The sequence below is a fragment of the Isoptericola jiangsuensis genome (assembly GCF_002563715.1).
Classification (GTDB): Bacteria; Actinomycetota; Actinomycetes; order Actinomycetales; family Cellulomonadaceae; genus Isoptericola; species Isoptericola jiangsuensis.
Map to the genome: position 1 here is coordinate 1,910,186 of NZ_PDJJ01000001.1, position 22,145 is coordinate 1,932,330.

The window sequence follows — 22,145 nt, forward strand, 5'->3', positions numbered from 1 at the left end:
TCACGTAGACTCTGCGACCCCGCGCACGGTGCGCGGTGAGCGAGGAGCACGAGGCGATGACGCTGCAGCGACGCGTCGCGGTGATCGGGGCGGGTCCGTCCGGTCTGGCGACGATGCGAGCCCTGGACCGCGAGGGTCTGGACTGGACGGGCTACGAGGCCCACGACGACGTCGGCGGGCTGTGGGACATCGACAACCCCCGGTCGACCGTCTACGAGTCGGCGCACCTCATCTCGTCGCGCACCACCACCCAGTTCGACGAGCTCCCCATGGACAGCGACGTCGACTACCCGAGCCACCGCGAGCTGCTGCGCTACTTCCACGCGTACGCCGACGCGTTCGACCTGCGGCGCGGCGTCCGGTTCGGCACGCGGGTGACCGCCGTCGAGCCGGTCGACGGCGACGCCTCGGGCGCGAGCGGCTGGGACGTCCGCTCCACCGGGCCCGACGGCGCCGAGGACGTCGCCCGGTACAGCCACGTCGTGGTCGCGAACGGCACCCTGGCGGAGCCGAACGTGCCGACCTTCGCCGGGGAGTTCACCGGCGAGGTCCTGCACTCCAGCGCGTACAAAAGCAGCGACGTGTTCGCCGGCAAGCGGGTGCTCGTCGTCGGCGGCGGCAACTCCGGGTGCGACATCGCCGTGGACGCCGTCCACCGCGCCGCGCACGTCGACCTGTCGGTGCGCCGCGGGTACTGGTTCGTGCCCCGCTACCTGCTGGGCCGCCCCACCGACACCCTCAACCAGGGCCGCCCCCTGCCCGCCCGGATCAAGCAGGCCGTCGACTCGCGCCTGCTCACGCTCCTCAACGGGGACCCGCAGCGGTTCGGGTTCCCCGCCCCGGACCACAAGATCTACGAGTCCCACCCCGTGGTGAACTCCCTCGTGCTCCAGCACGCCGGGCAGGGCGACCTGCGCGTGCGCGCCGACGTCGAGCGGTTCGACGGCCGCACCGTACGGTTCGCCGACGGCACCGCGGGGGAGTACGACGTCGTCCTGCTCGCCACCGGGTACCGGCTCGACTACCCGTTCCTCGACCCGGCGCACCTCGACTGGGCGGGTCCCGGGTCGGGCACCTCCCCGCGCCTGTTCTGCAACATCGTGCCCGCCTCCCTCAACGGGCTGTTCGTCGTCGGCATGCTGGAGGCCTCCGGCATCGGCTGGCAGGGCCGTGCCGAGCAGGCCGACCTCGTGGCGCGCCTGCTCGCCGGCCAGGCCGCGGCCGCCGACGGCGACCCGGCCGCCGCGTCCCGCGTCGCCGCGTTCCGTGCGCGCGTCGCCGGGACCTGGCCCGACCTCACCGGCGGCTACCGGTACCTCGGGCTGGAACGCATGAGCTACTACGTCAACAAGGACGCCTACCGCCGCACCGTGCGGCGCCTGGCCGACGAGCTCGCCCCGGCGGTGACCCGATGAACATCGACGAGGTCGTCGTCAACTTCTCCCCGGGCTCGCTGGTGGCGCTCAACGTCGTCCTCGCGCTCATCATGCTCGGCATCGCGCTCGACACGTCCCCGGCGGACTTCCGGGTGCTGCGCCGCGCCCCGCGCGCGGCCGTCCTCGCGCTGCTCGCGCAGGTCGTCCTGCTGCCCGCCGTGACGTTCGGACTGACGCTGCTGCTCGGCGTCCAGGCCTCGATCGCGCTCGGCATGATCCTCGTGGCGTCGTGCCCGCCGGGGAACGTCTCGCAGATCCTCACCTACCGCGCCGGCGGCAACGTCGCGCTGTCGGTGTCCCTCACGGCGGTCGGCAACGCGCTCTACCTCGTCGTCATGCCGCTGAACATCGCGCTCTGGGGCGGCCTGCACCCCACCGGCCGGGAGATCCTCGCCCAGGTCAGCCTCGACCCCGTGGCGATGATGGTGGACATCGTCGTCATCATCGGCCTGCCGTTCGCCGCCGGGCTGCTCGTGCGCACCCGCTGGCCCTCGCTTGCCGCCCGGGTGCACCGGCCCGTGCACGTGATCAGCATCCTCGCGCTCGTCGGGTTCGTCGTGGCGGCGCTCGCGGGCAACTTCGCGGTGTTCGTCGCGTGGGTCGGGGTCGTGCTCGTCGCGGTGTTCCTGCACGACGCCGTGGCGCTGGGCCTCGGCTACCTCGCCGGGCGGGCGGGACGCCTGGCCACGCGCGAGCTCAAGGCCGTGACGTTCGAGGTCGGCATCCGCAACGCCGCCCTCGGCCTGGGTCTGGTCATGACGTTCTTCGGCGGCATCGGCGGGATGGCCGTCGTGGCCGGGTGGTGGGGCGTGTGGGACATCATCGCGGGCCTCACCCTCGCGACCGTCTGGGCGCGGCGGACCCGCGCGCGCGAGCGGCAGGAGGTCGCAGCATGAGCCGGGTCCTGGTGACCGGCGGGTCGGGGTTCCTCGGCTCGCACGCGGTGGCGGCGCTGGCCGCGCACGACGGCGTCGAGGCGGTCGTCTCGGCCGACCTGCGTGCCCCCATCGCCCTGCCCGACGGCGTCACCGCGGTGACGCTCGACGTGACGGACGCGGACGCCGTGCGGGCCGCGGTGGCCGAGCACGGGGTCGACACGGTCGTGCACCTCGCGGCCATCGTGAACCCGGGCACGCTCGACGAGGCCACCGAGTACCGGGTCGACGTCGAGGGCACCCGGAACGTGCTCGACGCGTGCGTGGCCGCGGGGGTGCGCCGGGTGGTGATCTCGTCGTCGGGCGCGGCCTACGGCTACCACGCGGACAACCCGGTGCCGCTGCGGGAGTCGGACGCCCTGCGCGGCAACGACGAGTTCACGTACTCGCGGCACAAGCGGCTCGTGGAGGAGATGCTCGCGCGCTACCGCGTCGAGCACCCGGGCCTCGGGCAGGTGGTCCTGCGCATCGGGACGATCCTCGGTCCGGGCGTCGCGAACCAGATCACCGCGCTGTGGGACGGGCCGCGGCTGCTGCGTGTGCGCGGCAGCGACAGCCCCTTCGTGTTCGCGTGGGTCGACGACGTCACCGGCGCGATCGTGGCCGGTGCGACGGGCCCGGCGACCGGCGCGTTCAACGTGTGCGGCGACGGCCGGATGACGGTCGCGGACATCGCGGCGCGGCTCGGCAAGCGCACCCTGGACGTGCCGGCGCCGCTGCTCGCGGCCGCCCTGCGGGTGGGTCGGGCGCTGCGCCTGACGGTCCACGGGCCGGAGCGGGTCGGGTTCCTGCGCTACCGGCCGGTGCTGGACAACGCGGCGCTCAAGGCGTCCCTCGGGTACGTCCCGCGGTTCACCAGCGCCGAGGTGTTCGACGAGTGGCTCCGCGTGCGCGGGTGACGTGCGTCATATCCGTTGCGGGACGGCGGCCACCGGTGCGAGGGTGGACGCCGTCCCCGCGGGCAGGCCGCAGGTGAGAGGGGACGGACGGAAGGACGAGCAGGTGACGGGCACGACGGTCGGTCCGACCTCGCGCTGAGGTCCGCCCACCCGCACCCGGACCGGTGCACGCCTGGTGGACGGACGACGTCGGCGCACCCGACCCCGTCCCCCCGGGAGCACCATGCCCGCTCGCACCCCGTCCTCTCCCGCGGTCGTCCTGCGCGACCTCACCTTCTCCTGGCCCGACGGCGGCACGCCGGTCGCCGGCGTCTCCGGCACGTTCGGCGCGGGCCGCACCGGCCTCGTCGGCGACAACGGCACCGGCAAGTCCACGCTGCTGCGCCTCGTCGCCGGACACCTGACACCCACGGCAGGCGGCGTGCGGGTCGCCGGCACCGTCGCCTACGTGCCGCAGCGCCTCACCCTGGACACCGGCGCCACCGTCGCCGACCTGCTGGGCGTGCGCGCACCGCTGGACGCCGTGCGCGCCATCACCGGCGGCGACGTCCGCCCCGAGCTGTTCGACGTCGTCGGCGACGACTGGGACGTCGAGGAACGGGCGGTCGCCGCGCTGGCCTCCGCGGGCCTGCCCGCCACGCCCGGCGCCCTGGACCGCACGGTGGGCACGCTGTCGGGCGGCGAGGCCGTCCTGACCGCCGTCACGGGCGTCCGCCTCGGCCGGGCCGACGTCGCCCTGCTGGACGAACCGACCAACAACCTCGACGCGGCCGCCCGGGAGCGCCTCGCCGAGCTGGTGCGCACCTGGCGCGGCGCTCTCGTCGTGGTGTCCCACGACCGCGCCCTGCTGGAGCTCGTCGACGCGACCGCCGAGCTGCGGGCCGGGTCCCTGACCACCCACGGCGGCCCGTACTCCGCGTACGAGGCGGCGCTCGCCGTGCAGCAGGAGGCGGCGCAGCGGGCCGTGCGCGACGCCGAGCAGACGTGGCGGCGCGAGCGACGCGACCGGATCCGGACGGCCGAACGGATCGCGCACTCCCAGCGGCAGGGCCGCACCGACACGGCGAACGCCAGGTACGTCAAGGCCGTCGTGAACGACCGGCGCAACTCCGCCGAGAAGTCCCAGGGGGACCGCCGGGGAGCCGCGCTGGCCGCGGAGCAGGCGGCGCGCGACGCGGTGGAGGCCGCGCAGCGTGCCGTGCGCGACGACGACCGGATCGTCGTCGACCTGCCGGACCCCGGGGTGCCGGCCGGGCGCCGGATCGCGGTCCTGGGGGGCGTGGACGGGCGGGACGTCGTCGTGGCCGGCCCGGCCCGGGTCGCGCTGACCGGCGCGAACGGCGTCGGCAAGACGACGCTGCTGGAGCGGCTGCTCGCCGGTCCGTCGCCGGCGGGCGAGCTGCGCACCGACCGGGTCGGGTACCTGCCGCAGCGCCTCGACGCCCTCGACGACGACGCGACCGTCCTCGACGCGGTCCGGTCGGGCGCGCCGCACGTCGCGCCCGGGGAGCTGCGGGGCCGCCTGGCCCGGTTCCTCGTGCGCGGCGACCAGGTGGACCGGCCGGTGGCCACGCTGTCGGGCGGCGAACGGTTCCGGGTGCACCTGGCGCGGCTGCTGCTCGCCGACCCGCCCGCGCAGCTGCTCGTGCTGGACGAGCCGACGAACAACCTCGACCTGGCCAGCACCGACCGGCTGGTGGAGGCGCTGTCGGCCTACCGGGGCGCGCTGCTGGTCGTCAGCCACGACGGGGCGTTCCTCGACCGGGTCGGCGTGGACCTGCACCTGGAGGTGACGCCCGACGGGGTGGTGGAGCGATGACGTCGACGGGCGCCGTCCGGGGCGTGCCCGGCCGGCGCCCGCCGCGGACCGTCAGCCGCAGGTCACCCCGGCGAGAGTGAAGCCCGCGGGGTCGGGATGGTCGGTCGCGGACGTCGCGGTGCCGTTGAACCCGAAGGTCACCGCCGCGCCCGGCGCGATCGTGGACGCCCACGCCGGGTGGGTGGCGGTCACGCGGGTCCCGGACTGCGACACGGTCGCGTTCCAGCCCGGGACGTCGACCTGCTGCCCCCCGGGGTAGTCGAACGTCACGACCCAGCCCGTCACGGCGGCGTCCGAGGTGTTGCGGACGGTCACCGACCCGGTGAACCCGGGGTGGTCGCCCCAGTGCGACGCGGTGTAGTCGACCTCGCACGCGCCGGCCGGCTCCCCGGTCGGCGTCGGGGTGGGCTCGGGCTCGCCGTCGTCGGCCTCGGTGGTGAAGGTCAGGACGGCGGTCGGCGCGGAGGTCGTGCCCGCGTGGTCGTTGCGCGAGCGCACGACGACGGAGTAGCCGGTCCCCGGGTCGAGCCCGGTGAGGTCCACCATCGGCGTGCCGTGCGTGGTGGCCAGCACCTCGCCCGTCGCGACGTCGAGCACGTCGTAGCCGGTGACGCACCCGGACTCCGCCGCACCCCACATGACGTGCGCGCCCGTGGCCGTGATCCCCGAGGCCGTCGCCGACCCGGGCGCGCCGGGCGCCGCGTCGGGGCAGCCGTCCGGGTCGTCCGTGGGCGTCGGCGTGGGCGTCGGGAGGTCGCCGCCCAGGCCCGTGACCTCGCCGTCCCCCCCGTCGAACACGACGTCCGAGCAGGAGTAGAAGTTCTCGGCGCTGTCCGAGCGCACCCAGTGCGTGAACACCACGTGCCGGCCCGTGCGGTCCGCCGGCAGGGTGACGTCCCAGGAGTAGTGGTTGAGGTCGCCCGGGCCGCCCGACGCCGGCGGGTCGGTGACCGAGTCGACCAGCTCCAGGTCGTCCCAGGCCAGCGGCGCCGTCGGGTCGAACCCCTCGGTCGTGAGGTAGACGTCGAACCGGCCCGGGTGCGCCGCCCAGTTGTTGTGCCGGAACTCGTACGTGTCGCCCGCGGTGAGGTGCGTCGTCGGCCAGTCCGTGCGCGGCGCGTTGTACGGCTCGAAGTCGTACGGGCCGCGACCGCCGCCGTCGCAGATCCGGCCGTCCGGGACGTACCCGACCGTCCTCCCGGCGCCGTTCGAGTCCAGGTTGCCGAACCAGTTGTACAGGGGCGTCTTGCCGCTCGCGGCGACCGCGTCGGCGCACGCGGGGTTCGTCGGGGAGATGTCACCGCCCGCCGACGTGCCGTCGACCCAGCAGAAGTACTGCCTGCTGCCGGGGAACATCTGCGCGCCGTGCGCCTCGGCCGGTGGCGGGGACGTCGCCACCACCAGGCCTGCCGCGCCGAGGGCCACCACGGCGGCCAGGGCTGCGAGTCGTCGCATGTCGAACTCCTTCGTTCTCACGGACCGGACCCGTCCACGCTGCCGCACCCGGACCGCCGTGCCGACCGTGCTAAACGTTTCGCCCACCCCGGCCGTCGGGGCACCGGCCCCGGTGCGCGGGTTCGACCTCCCGCCGGACCACGGTGTTGGATGACGGCATGGCCCTTGCCGCGGAGAACCCGCTCGCCCGCCCGTCCGACCTGCCCTACGAGCTCCCCGACTTCCGGGTGCTCCGCGTCGAGCACCTCGAGCCGGCGGTGCTCGAGGGCCTCGCCGAGCAGCGCGCCGAGATCGACGCGATCGCGACCGCCACCGAGCCCGCCACCGTCGAGAACACCCTCGACGCCCTCGAGCGGTCCGGCCGGCTGCTGCACCGCGCCGGGCAGGTCCTGTTCAACCTCGTCAGCGCGCACGCCACCCCCGACGTCGAGGAGGTCTACGAGCGCACCGCGCCGCTGTACGCCGCCCACCACGACGCCATCCACCAGGACGCCCGCCTGCACGCCCGCCTCGTCGAGCTCCAGGGTCGCGTCGAGGCCGGCGAGGTCACCCTCGACGCGGACCAGGCCTGGCTCCTGCGCACCTGGCTCAAGGACCTGCGCCGCGCCGGCATCGACCTCGGCCCGGCCGAGCAGGAGCGGCTGCGCGAGCTCAACGCCCGCCTGTCCGAGCTCTCCGCCGTCTACGGCCGTCTGCTCCTCGCCGGGGAGAAGGCCTCCGGCGTGCTGCTCACCGACCCCGCCGAGCTCGCCGGCCTCTCCGACGACGCCGTCGCCGCCGCCGCGCAGGCCGCGCTCGAGGCCGGACACCCCGGCGGGTGGCTCGTCGTCCTGCAGCTGCCCACCCGCCAGGACGTCGTCGGCTCCCTCACCGACCCGGCCGTGCGCCGTCGCGTCCAGGAGGCCAGCGAGACCCGCGGCACGCACGGCGACGACAACGACACCCGCGCCACCCTGCTGGAGATCGCCCGCCTGCGCGCCGAGCGCGCCCGCCTCCTCGGCCACCCCCACCACGCCTCCTGGGTCGCCGAGGACGCCACCGCCGGCAGCGCCGACGCCGTCGCGCAGATGCTCACCCGCCTCGCGCCGCCGGCGGTCGCCAACGCGCGCGCCGAGGGCGCCGAGCTCGCCGCGCACCTGCGCCGCACCCGGCCCGACGCGGACCTCACCGCCGCCGACTGGGCGCACCTCGCCGCGCAGGTCAAGGGCGAGCGCTACGCCCTCGACGACGCCGAGCTGCGCCCCTACCTCGAGCTGGAGCGCGTCGTGCACCACGGCGTGCTCGAGGCCGCGCACCGCCTCTACGGGCTGTCCTTCGTCGAGCGCGACGACCTGCCGGGCTACCACCCCGACGTCCGCGTCTACGAGGTGTTCGACGCCGAGACCCCCGGCGAGCCCGGCACCGGCCTCGGCCTGTTCCTCGCGGACTGGTACACCCGACCCACCAAGCGGGGCGGCGCCTGGATGAACACCCTGGTCGACCAGAACCACCTGTTCGGCCAGCGACCCGTCGTCCTCAACAACCTCAACGTCGTCAAGCCCGAGCCCGGCCGCCCCACCCTGCTCACCTGGGACCAGGTCATCACCCTGTTCCACGAGTTCGGGCACGCCCTGCACGGCCTGCTCTCCGACGTCCGCTACCCGTCGCAGTCCGGCACGAACGTCCCGCGCGACTTCGTCGAGTACCCCTCCCAGGTCAACGAGATGTGGGCGTGGGAGCCCGAGATCCTGCGGTCCTACGCCGTCCACCACGTCACCGGCGAGCCGATGCCCGCCGCCTGGGTCGACACCCTGCTCGCCGCCCGCGCCGACGGCGAGGGGTTCGCCACCACCGAGTACCTCGGCGCCGCCCTCCTCGACCAGGCGTGGCACCGCCTCGGCCCCGACGACGTCCCCACCGACCCCGACGACGTCGTCCGGTTCGAGCAGGAGGCGCTCGCGGCCGCGGGACTCGACTACGCCCCGGTGCCGCCCCGGTACCGCACCGCCTACTTCAACCACGTGTGGGGCTCCGGGTACTCGGCCGCCTACTACAGCTACATCTGGTCCGAGGTCCTCGACGCCGACACCGTCGAGTGGTACGGGGAGAACGGCGGCCTCACGCGCGCCAACGGCGAGACGTTCCGCCGTCGGCTGCTGGCGCGCGGCGGGTCGCAGGACCCGCTGGCCTCGTTCCGCGACCTGCGCGGCCGCGACGCCGAGATCGACCCGCTCCTCGCCCGCCGCGGCCTGGGTACGGTGGCGTCGTGAGCATCGCAGCGCAGTCCGCCGTCACCCACCCGACCGCCGAGGACGAGGTCGTCGGGATCTGCCGGGACCTCCTGCGGATCGACACCTCGAACTTCGGCGACGACTCCGGCCCGGGGGAGCGGCCCGCGGCCGAGCTCGTGGCCGAGCTGCTGGCCGAGGTCGGCCTGGAGCCGCAGGTCTACGAGGCCGCCCCGGGCCGCACGTCCGTCGTGGCGCGGTGGGAGGGCGCCGACCCGTCCCGCGGTGCCCTCGTCCTGCACGGCCACACCGACGTCGTGCCCGCCCAGGCGTCCGACTGGAGCGTCGACCCGTTCGCCGCGGAGGAGCGCGACGGCCTGCTGTGGGGGCGCGGCGCCGTCGACATGAAGGACATGGACGCGATGATCCTCGCGGTCGTGCGCCAGATGGTCCGCGAGGGCCGGCGCCCTGCGCGCGACGTCGTCATCGGCATGTTCGCCGACGAGGAGGCCGGGGGAGTCCTCGGCGCGCGCTGGCTGGTCGACCGCCACCCCGAGCTGTTCGAGGGCGCGACCGACGCGATCAGCGAGGTGGGCGGGTTCTCCGTCGAGGTCGGCGGGCGGCGGGCCTACCTCGTGCAGACGGCCGAGAAGGGCCTGGCCTGGCTCCGCCTCGTGGCCGACGGCCGGGCCGGGCACGGGTCGCAGGTCAACACGGAGAACGCCGTGACCGAGCTCGCCGCGGCCGTGGCGCGGATCGGGAAGCACGCCTGGCCGTACACCCTCACCCCGACCGTCGAGAAGCTGCTGCGTGGCGTCGCCGACCTCACCGGCCTGCCGTTCGACCCCGACGGCGGCGCCGACCCCGACCAGGTGGACGCGCTCGTCGCGGCGCTCGGCCCGGCCGCGAAGTTCGTCGGTGCCACCGTGCGGCACACGACCAACCCGACCCAGCTCGACGCCGGGTACAAGGCCAACGTCATCCCGGGCACCGCGACCGCTGCGCTGGACATGCGCACCCTGCCCGGCCGGGGCGACGAGGCGATGGACGTGCTGCGCGACCTGGCCGGGGACCGGGTGCGGATCGAGACGATCCACGCCGACCGGTCGCTCGAGGTGCCGTTCTCCGGGAGCCTGGTCGACGCCATGGTCGACGCCCTGCACGCGGAGGACCCGGGCGCGGCCGTCCTGCCGTACACGCTGTCGGGGGGCACGGACAACAAGTCGCTCGCCCGCCTCGGCATCACCGGGTACGGGTTCGCGCCGCTGCGCCTGCCCGGCGACCTCGACTTCGCGGGCATGTTCCACGGCGTCGACGAGCGCGTCCCGACCGACGCGCTGCGGTTCGGCACCCGCGTCCTCGACCGCCTGCTGTCCACCTGCTGACGGCCCCGGACCCGTCCCGCCGCGCGCGGTGTCCCGGCGGTGCGGGTCAGGGACCGAGCCGCGCCAGCAGCCGGCGGGTGCGCGCCACGTACCCGCCGCCGAACAGCACGGCGTGCACCGCCAGCGGGTAGAGCTGGTGCAGACCCGTCCGCTCCCGCCACCCCGGCGCGAGCGGGCGGGTCTCGTCGTACGCGGCCAGCAGGTGGTCCAGGTGCGGGGCGCCGAACAGCGCCAGCATCGCCAGGTCCGTCTCCCGGTGCCCGCCGTGCGCCGCCGGGTCGATGAGCACGGCCTCGGAGCCCCGGCCGTCGCCGGCGGGGGACCACAGGACGTTGCCGGACCACAGGTCGCCGTGCAGGCGGGCCGGGGGCTCGGGCGGCCCGGCGAGGTCGCCGAGGCGCGCGCACACCGCCTCCACGGCCGCCGAGTCGGCCGCGTCCAGGATGCCGCGCCGGCGGCCCTGCTCCACGACGGGCCGCAGCCGGGCCTCGGCGTAGAACGTGGGCCAGTCCGCCCACGCGCCCGCCGCCATGGGCAGCGGGTCGTCGAGCGGTCCGAACCAGCCCGCGTCGGCCCCGGGCGGCAGCGCGCCGATCGCCGGTGCACCGGCGCCGTGCAGGACGGCGAGCGCACGTCCGAAGGCACGCGCCGCCGCGGGCGTCGGGGCCCCGGCGTCGACCCGCTCCAGGTCCAGGTGGTCCGGCCCGACGTCCAGCACGCTCGCGACCCGCGGCCCGCCCGGCACCGTCAACCACCGCAGGCCCGCCGCCTCCGTGCCGAAGAACCCCGGCGGGGCACCGGTCCGGGACTTGCGGTACCGCTCCACCGGGCGGCCTAGAGCGTGGACGCGGCCCGGATGACCTTGCGGCGCAGCCACACCTTGCGCTGCCCGCCGAGGTACAGGCGGGTGCGCGCCAGCTCCCACCGGCCGTACTCGGCCTCCTCGGTGAGCATCTTGCGCGCGTCGGGGACCGAGACCTCCCGGTCGATCGTCACGACGCGGTACTCGTAGTGCCCGTGCCTGCGCCAGCTCGATGCCATCCGTCGCCTCCCGGACCGGTCGTCCTCCGTTTTCGTCTGCCCATTGTGCCCCCGGTGCGGCTAACGTCAGAGCATGACCGCTGACCCGCGTGCCGCGTTGGACCGCTTCGTCGCCGCACTCGAGGGGCACCTCCACGCCGTGGAGACCCGCCGAGCCGAGGACGACCCCGCCGTCGACGACGCCTACGAGGTGCTCGCCGACGCGTTCGAGGTGTACGAGGACGCCCTCGCCCAGGTGTACACGGAGGTGACGCCGTTCTACCTGGACGACGGGGAGGACGACGACGAGGACGACGAGGACGACGACGAGGACGAGGACGACGACGACCTCGACGACGACCTCGACGACGCGGACGCCAGCGCGCGCTGACGGCCGCGGGCCGCCCGTCGCGGTCGGCCGGGACCTACCAGCGCTCGGGGTAGCCGACCTCGATGGCGGAGACGTCGTCGAGCGCGCCCCGGACCTCCTGCGGCAGCGCGAGGTCGAGGGCGCCGAGCGTCCCCTTGAGCTGGGCGGGGGTGCGCGCCCCCACGACGGCCGAGGCGACCACGGGCCGGTCGAGCAGCCAGGCGAGCGCGACCTCCAGGGGTGCCCGGCCCAGGCCGTCGGCGGCGGTCGCCACGGCCTCGACCACGGCGGCCGCCGCGGCGTCCTCCAGGTACTGGGCGACGAACCCGGCCAGGTGGTCCGACGCCGCCCGTGACGTCGCGGGGACCGAGCGGCGGTACTTGCCCGTGAGCACGCCGCGACCCAGCGGCGACCAGGCCAGCACGCCGAGGCCGAGCGCCGCCGCGGCGGGCGCGATCTCCCGCTCCAGGCCGCGCTGCAGCAGCGAGTACTCGAGCTCGAGGGCGGCGAGTCCCACCCCGTCGTCGGCCAGCAGGGTCGCGGCCCGCGCCGATGCCCACGCGGGGTGGTTGGACAGCCCCACGTAGCGTGCCCGGCCGCTCGTGACGGCGAGCCGCAGCGCGGACACCGTCTCCTCCAGGGGGGTCACCGGGTCGGGGCACGCCACGAGGAACAGGTCGACGTGGTCGGTGCCGAGCCGGCCCAGCGAGGCGTCGAGCTCGCCGAGCAGGCCGCCGCGGGAGGCGTCCCGGCGGGCGCCCTCCAGGCCGTGGCGCACCCCGGCCTTGGTGACGATCACCACGTCGTCGCGGTCGACGCGTCCGGCGAGCAGCCCGCCGAGGACGCGCTCGGCGTCCCCGTCGGCGTACGACGCGGCGGTGTCGACGAGGTCGCCGCCGGCGTCGAGGAACGTGCGCAGCACGTCCGCGGCGTCCACCTCGTCGGTGTCGCGGCCCCAGGTCATCGTCCCCAGCCCGAGCGCGGAGACCCGAAGGCCCGAGGTGCCCACCTGCCGTCGTTCCATGCGCCGGAGCCTACCGTCGGCGGACAGGCCCGTCCGGGACCCGCGCCGTGGACGGCCAGGTCACGGGTAGTGTTGCCGCTCGTGAGTCCTTGGGAAGCGATCCTCCTCGGCCTGGTGCAGGGCCTGACCGAGTTCCTGCCGATCTCCTCCAGCGCGCACCTGCGCATCGTGGGGGAGCTGATCGGCGGCGTGGACCCGGGTGCCCTGTTCACGGCCGTCTCGCAGATCGGCACGGAGACCGCCGTCCTGCTGTACTACCGGCGCACCATCCGCGACGTCTGCGTGGGGTGGTGGACGTCCCTGCGCGGCGACCACGGACCCGACTGGCGCTCCCGCATGGGCGCGCACGACCCGGACGCGCGCATGGCCTGGTACATCGCGCTGGGCTCGATCCCCATCGTCGTGCTGGGCCTGCTGTTCCAGGACGCGATCGAGACGTCCCTGCGCAACCTCTGGATCACGGTGGTCATGCTGGTGGTCTTCGCCGTGCTGCTGGACGTCGCCGACCGGCTCGGGCGGCGGGAGCGCCAGATCGACGAGCTGACGCCGAGGCGGGCGATCGGGTTCGGCCTCGCGCAGTCCCTCGCGCTGGTGCCGGGCGTGTCCCGCTCCGGCGGCACGATCACCGCGGGCCTGGCGATGGGCTTCACCCGCAAGGCCGCCGCGGACTACTCGTTCCTGCTCGCCGTCCCGGCGGTGCTCGGCTCCGGCTTCTACCAGATCGCCAAGGCCGCGGCCGGGGACGCCGCACCCGGGTCGGCGGACGCCGTCGACATCGTCCTGGCGACGCTCGTCGCGTTCGTCGTCGGGTACGTCGTCCTCATCGGGTTCCTCAAGATCATCTCGACGTACTCCTACCGGCCGTTCGTCTACTACCGGTACGCCCTCGCGGCGCTCGTGATCGTCCTGCTGCTCACCGGCGTGCTGGAGGCGGACTCCGGGGCGCACCTGTGACGCCGGTACCCTGAGGCCGTGCGTTCCTGGCCCTTCCCCCAGATCCCCGAGCTCCCCGCCCCCGCCGACGGGCACCGTCCCGTCGTGCGCGTGCACGACACCACGACGGGTGAGCTGGTCGACCCGGCGCCCGGACCCACCGCCCGCAGCTACGTGTGCGGCATCACCCCCTACGACGCCACGCACCTGGGGCACGCCGCGACCTACGTCGCGTTCGACCTGCTGCACCGCGCGTGGCTCGACGCCGGCAAGGACGTCACCTACTGCTCCAACGTCACGGACGTCGACGACCCGCTGCTGGAGCGCGCCGACGCCACCGGGGTCGACTGGCGCGACCTCGCGCGCGACCAGATCGCGTTGTTCGGCGAGGACATGACGGCGCTCGGCGTCGTCCCGCCGCAGCCCTGGACGGGCGTCGTGGAGCACGTCGACGCCATCGCCGACGCGGTCGCGCAGATGCTCGCCGACGGCTCCGCCTACCGGGTCCCGGTCGAGCCCGGCGCGGGCGGCGACGACCCCGGCCTCGGCGACGTGTACGCCGACCTGGGCGCCGACCCGGCGTTCGGCACGGTCTCCGGCTACGACGACGCCACGATGGCGACGCTGTTCGCCGAGCGCGGCGGCGACCCCGACCGCGAGGGCAAGAAGAACGCCCTGGACCCGCTGCTGTGGCGGCGCGAGCGCCCGGGCGAGCCCACCTGGGAGGCGGGCGTGCTCGGCACGGGCCGACCCGGCTGGCACGTCGAGTGCTCCGTCATCGCGCGCGACGGCCTCGGGCTGCCGTTCGACGTCCAGGGCGGGGGAGCGGACCTCGTGTTCCCCCACCACGAGATGTCGGTCTCCCACGGCCGCGTCCTGGCCGGGCCCGGCAGCGCGCCGCGCGTCCACGCGCACGCCGCGCTCGTGTCCTACGAGGGCCACAAGATGAGCAAGTCCCGCGGCAACCTCGTGCTCGTGTCGCGGCTGCGCGCCGACGGCGTCGACCCCATGGCGGTCCGCCTCGGGGTCCTGGCCCACCACTACCGCTGCGAGTGGGAGTGGACCGACGCGGTCCTCGCGGAGGGCGTCGCCCGCCTGGAGCGCTGGCGTGCCGCCGTCTCGGGCAACGGCGGCCCGGACGCGACCGACCTGCTGGCGGACCTGCGCGCCGCCCTGGCCGACGACCTCGACGCCCCCCGCGCGCTCGCGGCCGTCGACGCCTGGGCCGAGCGGTCGCTCGCGCCGGGCCGGGACACCTCCGGCGACGACGAGGGCGCCCCCGGGGTCGTGGCGCGCGCCGTCAACGCGCTGCTCGGCATCCGCCTCTGACACCGACGACGCCCGTCCTCCGGCCGGACCGGAGGACGGGCGTCGTCGTGCGCCGCGGCGGGGGCCGCCGGCCAGCCGCTCAGAGCTCGGGCTGCCCGCCCCGCTTGTCCGGGCCGGCACCCGGGTCGCGGCGCCGCAGGTAGCGCTCGAACTCGCGCGCGATCGCCTCGCCCGACGCCTCCGGCAGCTCGACGGCGTCCTTCGCCTCCTCGAGCTGCGCCACGTACTCCGCGATCTCGGCGTCCTCGCCCGCGAGCTCGTCCACCCCGGCCTGCCACGCCTCCGCGTCCTCCGGCAGGTCCCCCAGCGGCACGGGCGTGGCCAGCAGCTCCTCGATCCGCGCCAGGATCGCCAGCGTCGCCTTCGGTGACGGCGGGTTGGCGACGTAGTGCGGCACCGCCGCCCACAGGGACACCGCCTGGAGGTCCCGCGCCGCGGCCTCGTGCTGCAGCACCCCGACGATGCCCGTCGGGCCCTCGTACGTGCTCGGCTCGACGTCGAGGACGGCCTGCAGCCCCTCGCTCTCCGTCGACGCGGACATCGGGATCGGGCGCGTGTGCGGCACGTCCGCGAGCAGGGCGCCCAGGGTGACGACGGTGCTCACCCCCAGCTCCTCGGCGGCGTCCAGGATCTCCGCGCAGAACGCCCGCCAGCGGAACGACGGCTCGATGCCGTGCACCAGCACCACCCGCCGCTCGGGGAGCTCCGCGACCGAGATCGTCGTCGTCGGCCACGCGATGATGCGGCGCCCGTCGGGCCCCGGACCCACCATCGGCCGGTTCACCTGGAAGTCGTGGAAGTCCTCCGGGTCCAGCTCGGAGTGCAGGGACGCGCCCCACACCTCCGTCAGGTGCTCGATCGCGGAGGAGGCTGCCCCACCCGCGTCGTTCCAGCCCTCGAAAGCGGCGATCATGACGGTCCGACGTGCTCCGTGGCGGCCGACAGGCTGCTCCGTGCTCATCTGGTCACCCTATACAGCGCCGGTCCCCGCGTCGCCGGACGCGCGACGGCGTTCCCCGCACGACTTCCTACGATGGGGCCATGACCTCCGACGCCCCCGCCCTGCCCGCCGCCGTCCTGTGGGACATGGACGGCACCCTCGTGGACACCGAGCCCTACTGGATCCGGGCCGAGCACGAGCTGGTCGCCGCGTACGGCGGGTCGTGGTCGCACGAGCAGGCGCTCGAGCTCGTCGGCAACCCCCTGACCGTCTCCGCGGAGATCCTCCGCGACGCCGGGGTCGACCTGCCCGTCGAGGGGATCGTCGACCACCTCCTCGGCCGGGTCCGCCACCAGGTCGACCTCGCGGTGCCGTGGCGACCCGGTGCCCGTGAGCTGCTCGCCGCGCTGGGCGGCGCGGGCATCCCCTGCGCCCTGGTCACCATGAGCTACTCCGTGCTCGCCGACGCCGTCGTGGCCCACGTCCCCGGCGCCTTCACCACCCTCGTGACCGGCGACCAGGTCTCCCGCGGCAAGCCCGACCCCGAGCCCTACCTCGTCGCCGCCGCGCGCCTGGGCGTCGCCGTGACCGGGTGCGTCGCCATCGAGGACTCACCCACCGGTATCACCTCGGCGCTCGCCGCCGGGGCCCGCACCCTCGGCGTGGAGGCCGTCGTCCCCGTCGAGCCCCGCCCCGGGCTGAGCCGGGCCGACAGCCTCGCGGACGTCGACCTCGACGTCGTGCGCCGCATCGCCGCGGGCGAGGTCGTCGACCTCCGGGCCTGACGCCCGGCTAGCCTGGGCGGGTGCCTCCCCGTTCCCCCGGCTGGACCATCGGCCGCCTCGCCGGCGCCCCGGTGATCGTCACCCGCTCCTGGCTGCTCGCCGCCGTCGTCCTGACCGTCCTGTTCGCCCCCACCGTGCGGGCGTTCGCCCCGCGGATGGACGGCATCGGTGTCGCGGTCGTCGCGTTCGCCTTCGTCCTGCTGCTGTTCGGCTCGGTGTTCTGCCACGAGGCCGCCCACGCGCTCACCGCGCGGGCCCGCGGACGCCGCGTCGACGAGGTCGCCCTCACGCTGTGGGGCGGGCACACCGCCTACTCCGGCACCGAGCGCCCGGGCGACAACGCGCTCGTGGCCGTCGTGGGTCCGCTGACCAACCTGGCGCTCGCCGTGGCGTTCTGGCTCGCCTTCCAGGCGCAGCCGACGATGTCCCTTCCCGCGCTGCTGCTGTACGCCGGGGCGTTCTCCAACGCCTTCGTCGGGGCGTTCAACCTGCTGCCCGGACTGCCGCTGGACGGCGGTCAGGTGCTGTCGTCGGCCGTGTGGGCCGCCACCGGGTCGCGGTCCAAGGGTGACCTGGTCGCGGGCTGGGCGGGTCGGCTCGTCGGTGTCGGCGTGGTCGCGTGGGCCCTGCTGTGGCCGGTGCTCCAGGGCCGCCAGGCGGACCTCGTCACCGTCATGTGGGCGGCGCTCATCGGGGCGTTCCTGTGGTCCGGTGCGTCCGCGGCGATCCGCACCGGGCAGCGGCGCGACGCCGTCGACCGCCTCACCGTGACGGGCCTCATGACCCCCGCCGTCGTGCTGCCCCGCGGCGCGGCCGTCGTGGACGCCGGACGCGCGGCGGCCGGGCGCGGCGAGGTCGCCGTGGTCGTGGTCGGCGACGACGGTGCGCCCGTCGGCTGGGTCGACCCGCGTGCCGCGGCGCAGGTCCCGGCGGTGCAGGCCGAGGGCGTCGGCATCGAGTCCGTGCTCGTGCCGTTCGGGGCCGCCGCACCCGTCGACGTGGACGCCGCGGGGGCCGGGCTGCTCGACCACCTGGCCCGCACCGCGGGCGGGGCGCGCGTCGTGCCCGTGGTCGGGCCGGGCGGCCGCGTGGTGGGTGTGCTGGACGTGGCCCGGGTCGCCGCGGCGGTGCGTCCGGACGCCCGCCCGTAGACTGGCCCATCGTGACTTCCTCTCCCGCCACCGGTGCTGACGAGCGGCGCGGCCCGCTGCGCGTCGGCGACAAGGTCCAGCTCACCGACCCCAAGGGTCGGATGCACACGATCACGCTGAACGAGCACGCGACGTTCCACACCCACAAGGGCTTCTTCCGGCACTCCGACCTCATCGGCAAGCCCGAGGGCTGGGTCGTCACGAACACCGCGGGCATCGAGTACCTGGTGCTGCGCCCGCTGCTCAGCGACTTCGTGCTGTCGATGCCGCGCGGCGCGGCGGTGGTGTACCCCAAGGACGCCGGGCAGATCGTGCAGATGGCGGACATCTTCCCCGGTGCGCGGGTCGTCGAGGCGGGCGTCGGCTCCGGCGCCCTGACGATGTCGCTGCTGCGCGCCGTGGGCGACACCGGCGAGCTGCACTCCATCGAGCGACGCGAGGACTTCGCGGCCATCGCGCGCGGCAACGTCGAGACGTTCTTCGGCGGCGAGCACCCGGCCTGGCACCTGCACATCGGCGACCTCGCCGACCGGGTCGCCGACGTCGTCGAGCCCGGCACGGTGGACCGCGTGGTCCTCGACATGCTCGCGCCGTGGGAGAACGTCGACGCCGTCGCCCGGGCGCTCGCGCCCGGTGGCGTGCTCGTCTGCTACGTCGCCACCGCCACGCAGCTGTCCCGCACCGCCGAGGACCTGCGCGCCGACGGCCGGTTCTCCGAGCCGGTCGCCTGGGAGTCGATGGTCCGCGGCTGGCACCTCGAGGGCCTGGCCGTGCGCCCGCAGCACCGCATGATCGGCCACACCGGCTTCCTCGTCAGCGCACGCCGCCTCGCCGACGGCGTCGTGCCGCCCGAGCGCAAGCGCCGCCCCGCCAAGGGCGCGCACCCCGGCCCCGCCGAGGAGTGGACCGAGGAGGACCTGGGGGAGCGCCCCGTGTCCGACAAGAAGATCCGCAAGGTGCGCCGCGAGGTCGGGCAGGCGCCCGAGCAGACCGCCTGAGGTCGCCGTCAGGTCGCGGTGCGGTCACGACCAGGTCCCGATCGGGTGGACGTCGTGACCGCACCGTGAAATGACGCACACGTCGTCGGTGTTGAGCCGTAAGGTGCTGTCTCCGGGGACGTCTCCTCGTCGGAGGACTCGACCCGGGCCGTACGAGAGGGGACGCGATGACCGACAACCCTGCCCGCCCGGACGCCGTGACCACGCCCGCACCTGCGGGCCGGGACGCCCAGCTCGCCCTGCTGGCCGCCAAGAACGAACGCCTCGCCGACGCGCTGCGCGCCGCACGCGACCAGATCGTCGAGCTGAAGAAGCAGATCGACGACCTCGCCAAGCCCCCGGGGACGTACGCCACGTTCCTCGCCGCGCACGACGACGGCTCCGTCGACGTCATGGCCCAGGGTCGCAAGATGCACCTGCAGGCCAGCCCCTCCCTCGACCTCACCGGCGTCCGCGCCGGCCAGGAGGTCAAGCTCAACGAGGCGATGACGGTCGTCTCGGCGGGCGGGTTCGAGCGCACGGGCGAGCTCGTCACGGTCAAGGAGCTGCTCGGCGAGGACCGCGTGCTCGTCGTCGGTCGCGCGGACGAGGAGCGGGTCGTGCGGCTCGCCGGGTCCCTCGCGGGATCCCCGCTGCGGGTCGGCGACTCCCTGACGGTCGACGTGCGCAGCGGCTTCGTCTTCGAGGTCGTGCCGAAGTCGGAGGTCGAGGAGCTCGTCCTGGAGGAGGTCCCCGACATCGCGTACGAGGACATCGGCGGGCTCGGACCGCAGATCGAGGCGATCCGCGACGCCGTCGAGCTGCCGTTCTCCCACCCCGACCTGTTCCGCGAGCACGGGCTGCGCCCGCCCAAGGGCGTGCTGCTGTACGGCCCGCCCGGATGCGGCAAGACACTCATCGCGAAGGCCGTCGCGAGCTCGCTCGCCACGATGGTGGCCCGCGAGCGTGGCGGCGACCCGTCGACCAAGAGCTACTTCCTCAACGTCAAGGGCCCCGAGCTGCTCAACAAGTACGTCGGCGAGACCGAGCGGCACATCCGGCTGATCTTCGCCCGGGCCCGGGAGAAGGCCTCGCAGGGCATGCCCGTGGTCGTGTTCTTCGACGAGATGGAGTCGCTGTTCCGCACCCGCGGCACCGGCCTGTCCTCCGACGTCGAGACGACGATCGTGCCGCAGCTCCTCGCCGAGATCGACGGCGTCGAGCGGCTGGACAACGTCATCGTCATCGGCGCGTCCAACCGCGAGGACATGATCGACCCCGCGATCCTGCGGCCCGGCCGCCTCGACGTGAAGATCAAGATCGAGCGGCCCGACGCCGAGGGTGCCAAGGAGATCTTCGCGAAGTACCTCACGACCGACCTGCCGATCAACGCCGACGACCTCACGGTCCACGGCGGCGACCGCTCGCTCGCCGTCGACGCGATGATCCGCTCCGTGGTCGAGCGCATGTACGCCGAGGACGAGGACAACCAGTTCCTGGAGGTCACCTACGCCAGCGGCGACAAGGAGACCCTCTACTTCAAGGACTTCAACTCCGGCGCCATGATCCAGAACGTGGTGGACCGGGCCAAGAAGTCCGCGATCAAGGACTTCCTCGCCACCGGCAACCGCGGCATCCGCGTGGAGCACCTGCTGTCGGCGTGCGTCGACGAGTTCCACGAGAACGAGGACCTGCCCAACACCACGAACCCCGACGACTGGGCGCGGATCAGCGGCAAGAAGGGCGAGCGCATCGTCTTCATCCGCACGATCTTCCAGAAGAAGGGCGAGCAGGGCACGCCGCGCACCATCGACACGGTGAGCTCGACGGGGCAGTACCTCTGACGGCCACGCGTCAGTCCGCGCGGTAGACCACGATCGCGACGTCGTCGCGGGCGCCGGTGGTCAGCATCCCGGCCAGCAGGCGGTCGGGGAGCTCGGCGAGCACCTCGGACCGGCACGCCTCGCGGGCGACGTCGACCAGGCGGTCCAGACCTGCGGCGAGGTGCTCCCCGCGCCGCTCGACGAGGCCGTCGGTGTACAGCATGACGGTGTCGCCGCGGGACAGCCCGGTCGTCCGTTCGGGCCGGGGGCCACGGTGCAGGGTGAGCGGCGTGCCCTGCGCCTCGTCGAGCCAGGCCGACCGTGCGCAGCCGTCGTGGACGACCAGGCCCGGCAGGTGGCCGGCGCTCGAGTAGGTGAGCGTCCCGGTGGCCGGGTCGACGATCCCGCAGAACACGGTGGTGAACTCGGTGCCCGGCACGGTGCGGGCGAAGTCGTCGAGCAGCTCGAGGGTGCGGGCGGGTCCCGCTCCCGTCAGCATGAGCGCCCGCCCGGCGCTGCTGAGGCGGCCCATGCTGGTGGCGGCGTCGACGCCGTGGCCGACGCAGTCGCCGACGACCAGCCCGAAACGTCCGGACGGCAGCTCGACGACGTCGAACCAGTCGCCGCCGACGAAGAGGGTGTCGTCCGCCGGCCGGTAGCGGGTCTCCCAGCGTGACGACGGCGGCGTGTCCGGGACCATCGCGTGCTGCAGGGCGTCGCTGACCGTCCGCATGCGGGCGATCCTGCGGCGGTGCGCGGCGCCCTCGGCGAGGGCGGTGCCGATCGTGGCGGCCACCAGCTCGAGGAAGCCGCGGTGTCCCGCGTCGAGAGGGCGGTGCGGGTTGCCGCGCAGCAGCAGGACCTCGGCCGGGCCGTCCGGTCGGCGGTCGCCCACCGGTGTGGCCAGCACGTGGTCGTGCCAGACGGCCGCGTCCGTGCGGTGGACCCGGGACACCAGCGTGGTCGTCGCGCGCGGAGCGGGGCCGATGGTCGCGACCGGTTCGTCGCCGCGGTAGAGGTGGGCGGCGGTGACGTCCTGGCTGCCGCCCAGCACCTCGGTGAGGATGCGTGCCGTGTCGTCGACCTGGTCCCGGTGGCCCTGGAGGGCCGTCGCGAGCCTGCCCAGGAGGGCGAGGCGACGTCGGTCCACCACGTGGTCGGTCGTCTCGGTGGAGATGTCCAGGACGCCGGCGACCGCGCCCGTCTCGTCGCGCAGCGGGCTGTAGGAGAACGTGAAGCGGGTCTCCTCGGTGTAGCCGGAGCGCTGCATCCACAGCGGCAGGTCGACGTCCCACGTCGGCGTTCCCGTGGTGAGGACCTCGTCGAACAGGGGGCCCACCTCGTGCCAGAGGTGCCCCCACACCTCGGCCGTCGGCGCACCCATCGCGCGGGGATGGAGTTCGGTGCCGAGCATCTCCCGGTAGCCGTCGTTGTAGATCATCGTGAGCCCGGGACCCCAGGTCACCAGCACGGCGAACCGCGTGCTGAAGCACAGCTCGACGGCGCTGCGCAGCGCGGGGGCCCAGGTCGACGGGTCGCCGAGCGGCGTGCGCGACCAGTCGACCCCCCGGGCGAGGTCTGCGCACTCGCTGCCGCGCACCGCGGACTCGAACCAGTCGGACACGAGAAGATCCTAAGTCGCCGTTGAATCGTGTCG

19 protein-coding genes are annotated in these 22,145 nt (G+C 74.6%); 13 read left to right on the top strand and 6 right to left on the bottom strand.

Annotation, left to right across the window (positions count from 1 at the left end; translation table 11 throughout):
* The first annotated feature begins 35 nt into the window (after nucleotides 1–35).
* From ATJ88_RS08655 to ATJ88_RS08670, 4 genes are all read left to right on the top strand, one after another.
* Nucleotides 36–1,415: a flavin-containing monooxygenase gene (locus ATJ88_RS08655; protein WP_245852276.1), complete on the top strand. Its 1,380-nt coding sequence runs from the start codon at nucleotides 36–38 to the stop codon at nucleotides 1,413–1,415.
* On the top strand, nucleotides 1,412–2,332 hold the full coding sequence (locus tag ATJ88_RS08660) for a bile acid:sodium symporter family protein (RefSeq protein ID WP_098463479.1): 921 nt from the start codon (nucleotides 1,412–1,414) through the stop codon (nucleotides 2,330–2,332). Before ATJ88_RS08655 ends, ATJ88_RS08660 begins: the two co-directional genes overlap by 4 nt.
* Nucleotides 2,329–3,270, top strand: a complete 942-nt coding sequence (locus ATJ88_RS08665; RefSeq protein ID WP_098463480.1) for an SDR family oxidoreductase — start codon at nucleotides 2,329–2,331, stop codon at nucleotides 3,268–3,270. The genes ATJ88_RS08660 and ATJ88_RS08665 overlap by 4 nt, the downstream gene beginning before the upstream one ends.
* Nucleotides 3,271–3,493: 223 nt before the next feature.
* Nucleotides 3,494–5,089 carry an ABC-F family ATP-binding cassette domain-containing protein gene (locus tag ATJ88_RS08670; RefSeq protein WP_098463481.1) on the top strand — a complete coding sequence of 532 codons (1,596 nt, stop codon included), beginning with the start codon at nucleotides 3,494–3,496 and terminating at the stop codon, nucleotides 5,087–5,089.
* A gap of 51 nt (nucleotides 5,090–5,140) precedes the next feature.
* Here the strand turns inward: ATJ88_RS08670 and ATJ88_RS08675 are convergent, their stop codons facing one another.
* A complete protein-coding gene (locus ATJ88_RS08675; protein ID WP_098463482.1) occupies nucleotides 5,141–6,544 on the bottom strand; it encodes a lytic polysaccharide monooxygenase in 1,404 nt (467 codons plus the stop codon).
* 158 nt (nucleotides 6,545–6,702) lie between these two features.
* Here ATJ88_RS08675 and ATJ88_RS08680 point away from each other — a divergent pair, with 158 nt between their 5' ends.
* Together ATJ88_RS08680 and ATJ88_RS08685 are read left to right on the top strand one after the other, a co-directional pair.
* A complete protein-coding gene (locus ATJ88_RS08680; RefSeq protein WP_098463483.1) occupies nucleotides 6,703–8,793 on the top strand; it encodes a M3 family metallopeptidase in 2,091 nt (696 codons plus the stop codon).
* Nucleotides 8,790–10,136 (top strand): M20/M25/M40 family metallo-hydrolase, encoded by a 1,347-nt coding sequence (locus ATJ88_RS08685; protein WP_425432667.1) that lies wholly within the window; start codon nucleotides 8,790–8,792, stop codon nucleotides 10,134–10,136. Before ATJ88_RS08680 ends, ATJ88_RS08685 begins: the two co-directional genes overlap by 4 nt.
* A 46-nt stretch (nucleotides 10,137–10,182) precedes the next feature.
* On the opposite strand, the gene ATJ88_RS08690 is transcribed toward ATJ88_RS08685, so the two are convergent.
* Both ATJ88_RS08690 and ATJ88_RS08695 read right to left on the bottom strand, forming a co-directional pair.
* Entirely contained in the window at nucleotides 10,183–10,962 is a 780-nt protein-coding gene (locus ATJ88_RS08690) for a fructosamine kinase family protein (protein WP_098463484.1), read from the bottom strand.
* Between the two features lie 8 nt (nucleotides 10,963–10,970).
* Nucleotides 10,971–11,177: a DUF5703 family protein gene (locus ATJ88_RS08695; RefSeq protein WP_098463485.1), complete on the bottom strand. Its 207-nt coding sequence runs from the start codon at nucleotides 11,175–11,177 to the stop codon at nucleotides 10,971–10,973.
* A 73-nt stretch (nucleotides 11,178–11,250) separates the two neighbouring features.
* Here ATJ88_RS08695 and ATJ88_RS08700 point away from each other — a divergent pair, with 73 nt between their 5' ends.
* Nucleotides 11,251–11,547, top strand: coding sequence for a primosomal protein (locus ATJ88_RS08700; RefSeq protein ID WP_098463486.1), 297 nt, complete (start codon nucleotides 11,251–11,253; stop codon nucleotides 11,545–11,547).
* 34 nt (nucleotides 11,548–11,581) lie between these two features.
* Here ATJ88_RS08700 and ATJ88_RS08705 read toward each other — a convergent pair whose 3' ends face one another.
* On the bottom strand, nucleotides 11,582–12,550 hold the full coding sequence (locus ATJ88_RS08705; RefSeq protein WP_098463487.1) for an aldo/keto reductase: 969 nt from the start codon (nucleotides 12,548–12,550) through the stop codon (nucleotides 11,582–11,584).
* Nucleotides 12,551–12,631: 81 nt separating this feature from the next.
* Here ATJ88_RS08705 and uppP point away from each other — a divergent pair, with 81 nt between their 5' ends.
* A complete protein-coding gene (gene uppP / locus ATJ88_RS08710) occupies nucleotides 12,632–13,504 on the top strand; it encodes an undecaprenyl-diphosphatase UppP (RefSeq protein ID WP_098465225.1) in 873 nt (290 codons plus the stop codon).
* An 18-nt stretch (nucleotides 13,505–13,522) separates the two neighbouring features.
* Entirely contained in the window at nucleotides 13,523–14,812 is a 1,290-nt protein-coding gene (gene mshC, locus ATJ88_RS08715) for a cysteine--1-D-myo-inosityl 2-amino-2-deoxy-alpha-D-glucopyranoside ligase (protein WP_098463488.1), read from the top strand.
* A 79-nt stretch (nucleotides 14,813–14,891) separates the two neighbouring features.
* Here the strand turns inward: mshC and ATJ88_RS08720 are convergent, their stop codons facing one another.
* Complete coding sequence (locus ATJ88_RS08720) at nucleotides 14,892–15,773, bottom strand: PAC2 family protein (RefSeq protein WP_098463489.1); 882 nt, start codon at nucleotides 15,771–15,773, stop codon at nucleotides 14,892–14,894.
* 80 nt (nucleotides 15,774–15,853) lie between these two features.
* Here ATJ88_RS08720 and ATJ88_RS08725 point away from each other — a divergent pair, with 80 nt between their 5' ends.
* The 4 genes from ATJ88_RS08725 (at nucleotide 15,854) to arc (ending at nucleotide 20,509) form a co-directional block, all read left to right on the top strand.
* Nucleotides 15,854–16,537 carry an HAD family hydrolase gene (locus ATJ88_RS08725; RefSeq protein ID WP_098463490.1) on the top strand — a complete coding sequence of 228 codons (684 nt, stop codon included), beginning with the start codon at nucleotides 15,854–15,856 and terminating at the stop codon, nucleotides 16,535–16,537.
* Nucleotides 16,538–16,557: 20 nt separating this feature from the next.
* The gene (locus ATJ88_RS08730; protein WP_098463491.1) at nucleotides 16,558–17,688 is read left to right on the top strand and encodes a M50 family metallopeptidase; all 1,131 of its coding nucleotides are present in this window, start codon (nucleotides 16,558–16,560) and stop codon (nucleotides 17,686–17,688) included.
* An 11-nt stretch (nucleotides 17,689–17,699) separates the two neighbouring features.
* The gene (locus tag ATJ88_RS08735) at nucleotides 17,700–18,686 is read left to right on the top strand and encodes a tRNA (adenine-N1)-methyltransferase (protein WP_098463492.1); all 987 of its coding nucleotides are present in this window, start codon (nucleotides 17,700–17,702) and stop codon (nucleotides 18,684–18,686) included.
* A gap of 167 nt (nucleotides 18,687–18,853) precedes the next feature.
* A complete protein-coding gene (gene arc, locus ATJ88_RS08740; RefSeq protein ID WP_098463493.1) occupies nucleotides 18,854–20,509 on the top strand; it encodes a proteasome ATPase in 1,656 nt (551 codons plus the stop codon).
* 10 nt (nucleotides 20,510–20,519) lie between these two features.
* On the opposite strand, the gene ATJ88_RS08745 is transcribed toward arc, so the two are convergent.
* Nucleotides 20,520–22,112 carry a SpoIIE family protein phosphatase gene (locus ATJ88_RS08745; RefSeq protein WP_098463494.1) on the bottom strand — a complete coding sequence of 531 codons (1,593 nt, stop codon included), beginning with the start codon at nucleotides 22,110–22,112 and terminating at the stop codon, nucleotides 20,520–20,522.
* Between the last annotated feature and the right edge of the window lie 33 nt (nucleotides 22,113–22,145).